This window comes from Rhizobacter sp., from assembly GCF_031412495.1.
GTDB lineage: Bacteria > Pseudomonadota > Gammaproteobacteria > Burkholderiales > Burkholderiaceae_C > Schlegelella_A.
Map to the genome: position 1 here is coordinate 1 of NZ_JANODC010000199.1, position 3,027 is coordinate 3,027.

Annotated in this window: 3 protein-coding genes; all 3 read left to right on the forward strand. The window is 73.5% G+C overall.

Going from position 1 to position 3,027, the window contains the following annotated elements:
- Window positions 1–6: 6 nt before the first annotated feature.
- The 3 genes from AC30N0_RS07385 to AC30N0_RS07395 are packed head-to-tail and all read left to right on the forward strand — an operon-like array spanning window position 7 to window position 2,911.
- Window positions 7–915, forward strand: a complete 909-nt coding sequence (locus AC30N0_RS07385; protein WP_489517284.1) for an ABC transporter permease subunit — start codon at window positions 7–9, stop codon at window positions 913–915.
- Window positions 912–1,901 (forward strand): ABC transporter ATP-binding protein, encoded by a 990-nt coding sequence (locus AC30N0_RS07390; RefSeq protein WP_489517282.1) that lies wholly within the window; start codon window positions 912–914, stop codon window positions 1,899–1,901. The genes AC30N0_RS07385 and AC30N0_RS07390 overlap by 4 nt, the downstream gene beginning before the upstream one ends.
- A complete protein-coding gene (locus tag AC30N0_RS07395; protein WP_489517283.1) occupies window positions 1,898–2,911 on the forward strand; it encodes a dipeptide ABC transporter ATP-binding protein in 1,014 nt (337 codons plus the stop codon). The genes AC30N0_RS07390 and AC30N0_RS07395 overlap by 4 nt, the downstream gene beginning before the upstream one ends.
- The last annotated feature ends 116 nt before the right edge of the window (window positions 2,912–3,027 follow it).

Below are 3,027 nucleotides of genomic sequence, written 5' to 3' on the forward strand. Positions count from 1 at the left end.
CCGGCCTTGGGGCGACCCGGCGGCCGGCCGACCTCTTCGAAGGCCACCGATCCGCCTTCGCCGATCGCCGAGCTGTGGCGCGACTTCAGGCGCAACCGCGGCGCGGTCGTCGGACTGGTGGTGATCGCGCTCCTCGTCCTCGTCGCCCTGCTCGCCGATGTCGTCGCGCCCTACGGCCCGAGCGAGCAGTACCGGGACGCGACCCTGCGCGCGCCTTCGCTGACGCCGGTCGGCGGCCACGTCTTCCTGCTCGGCACCGACCCGGTCGGTCGCGACGTGCTGTCTCGCCTGATCCACGGGACGCGCCTGTCGTTCGTGATCGGTGCCGTCTCGGTCGCCCTGTCGCTGTCGGGCGGTGTGCTGCTCGGGCTGCTGGCCGGCTTCTACCGGGGCACCTGGATCGAATTCACGATCATGCGCGTGATGGACGTAATGCTGGCCTTGCCCAGCCTGCTCCTGGCCGTGGCCGTGGTCGCCGTGCTCGGCCCCGGCCTGGCGAATGCGATGTACGCCATCGCCATCGTCATGCTGCCGCACTTCGTGCGCCTGACGCGCGGCGCCGTGCTCGGCGAGCTGGCCAAGGAGTACGTCGCCGCCTCGCGCGTCGCCGGCGCGGGGACGCCGCGCCTGATGTTCGACACCGTGCTCCCCAACTGCGCCGCGCCGCTCATCGTCCAGGCCACGCTCGGCTTCTCGGCGGCCATCCTCGACGCCGCCGCGCTCGGCTTCCTCGGCCTCGGCGCGCAGCCGCCGACGCCGGAGTGGGGCTCGATGCTGGCCAGCGCGCTCGAGTTCATCCAGAGCGCGTGGTGGGTGGTGACGCTGCCCGGCCTGGCGATCCTGATCACGGTGCTCGCCTTCAACCTCACCGGTGACGGGCTGCGCGACGCGCTCGATCCGAAGCTGAAGCGATGAGCCGGCGGCTCCTGGACGTCGAGCATCTGTCGGTCGAGTTCGGCGAGCCGGGGCGTGCCCTCGTCGCCGTCGACGACGTCGGCTTCCACGTCGACGCCGGCGAGGTCGTCGGCATCGTCGGCGAGTCGGGCTCGGGCAAGAGCGTCACCGCGCTGGCGCTGATGGGCCTGGTCGACGAGCCCGGCCGCGTCAAGGCCGGAAGGCTCGCCTTCGACGGGCGCGACCTGCGGCGCATGACGCCGCGCGAGCGGCGCTCGCTGCTCGGCGGCGACATCGCGATGATCTTCCAGGACCCGACGACGAGCCTGAACCCGTCGTTCACGGTCGCCTTCCAGCTGATGGAGACGATCGACCTGCACGAGGGCGGCTCGCGCCGGGCCCGGCGCGCGCGCGCGCTCGAGCTGCTGCGCGCGGTCGAGATCGCCGACGCCGAGCGGCGCCTCGACGCCTTTCCGCACCAGCTCTCCGGCGGCATGAGCCAGCGCGTCATGCTGGCGATGGCGATTGCGTGCCGGCCGCGCCTGCTCATCGCCGACGAGCCGACGACGGCGCTCGACGTCACGGTGCAGGCGCAGATGCTGGCGCTGCTCGCCAGGCTGCAGGCCGAGCACGGCATGGCCCTGCTCCTCATCACGCATGACCTCGGCGTCGTCGCCGAGGTCGTCGACCGCGTCCTCGTGATGTACGCCGGCCAGGTGGTCGAGGCCGCGCGCCTGCCTGCCGCCTTCGATGCACCGCGCCACCCGTACACCGAGGCCTTGCTCGCCGCCCTGCCCGAACGCAATGCCGGGCAACGCCGGCTCAACTCGCTCGGCGGCGTCGTGCCGGGCGCCGCGGACCGGCCGGTCGGCTGCCTGCTGTCGCCGCGCTGCCCCTACGTGCAGCCGCGGTGCCGGGCCGAGCGGCCGGCCCTGTTCGCGCTCGATGCCGCGGAGGCACGCTGCTTTTTCCCCCTGCCTTCGCACGCGGAGATCGGCAGCCGATGAGCACCGCCTCGGCCAACGCGACCGAGCCGCTCGTCGAGGCCCGCGCGCTCGCCCGCCACTACCGCGTCGCCACCGGTTTCCTGCGCCCGCAGGCGACGGTGCGGGCGCTCGACGGCGTCTCCTTCACGCTGCACGCGGGGCGGACGCTGGCGGTGGTCGGCGAATCGGGCTGCGGCAAGAGCACGCTGGCGCGGCAGGTCGCGATGCTCGAGCCGCCCACGTCCGGGTCGCTGCGCATCGCCGGCGCCGACGTCGCCGATGCCGACCCGGCCGCCCGCCGGGGCCTGCGCCGGACCGTGCAGATGGTGTTCCAGAACCCGTTCGCGAGCCTCAACCCACGCAAGCGGATCGGCCACGCGCTCGAGGAGCCCCTGGCGATCAACGAGCCGTCGCTCACGCGCGCCGAGCGCAGCGAGCGCGCTGGCGCGATGCTGGCGCGCGTCGGCCTTCGCCCCGAGCATGTCGGCCGCTACCCGCACATGTTCTCGGGCGGGCAGCGGCAGCGCATCGCGATCGCGCGAGCCCTGATGCTGGCCCCGGAGGTCGTCGTCGCCGACGAACCGGTGTCGGCCCTCGACGTCTCGGTCCAGGCTCAGGTCCTGAACCTTCTCATGGACCTACAGGACGACACGGCTGTGGCCTACGTGTTCATCTCGCACAACCTCACGGTCGTCGAGCGCATCGCCGATGAGGTGCTGGTGATGTACCTGGGGCGGGTCATGGAGCGCGCGCCCAAAGCCGCACTGTTTGCGGCACCCCGGCATCCCTACACGCGAGCCTTGCTCGCAAGCACGCCGCGGGTCGTCGCGGCGCCGGGCCGAAAAGGATCCGCACCTCCCTCGGCCGGGCTCGGCGGCGAGTTGCCGTCGCCGCTCGCGCCCCCCTCGGGCTGCGTGTTCCGCACCCGCTGCCCCCGTGCCGTGGCTGCGTGCGCAGACGTGGAACCGCCGCTCGAGGAGCTCGGCGGCGGTCAAGCAGCAGCCTGCATCCGCTTGCGCGAACTCGGCTGACTCGCCGGCCCCGGGGCGGGGGTGGGCCCCGCAGCACCCCGCCGGGCGCGGGTTATTTAGGGGGGGCGGCGCCCCGGCGCCTGAACGCGCGGGGGAAGCCGCGGGCGGCCCCGCCC

Excerpts from the sequence above, each read along its gene's own strand:
- AC30N0_RS07395 (WP_489517283.1), top strand. The coding sequence starts at position 1,898 with ATGAGCACCGCCTCGGCCAACGCGACCGAGCCGCTCGTCGAGGCCCGC.
- AC30N0_RS07390 (WP_489517282.1), top strand. The coding sequence starts at position 912 with ATGAGCCGGCGGCTCCTGGACGTCGAGCATCTGTCGGTCGAGTTCGGC.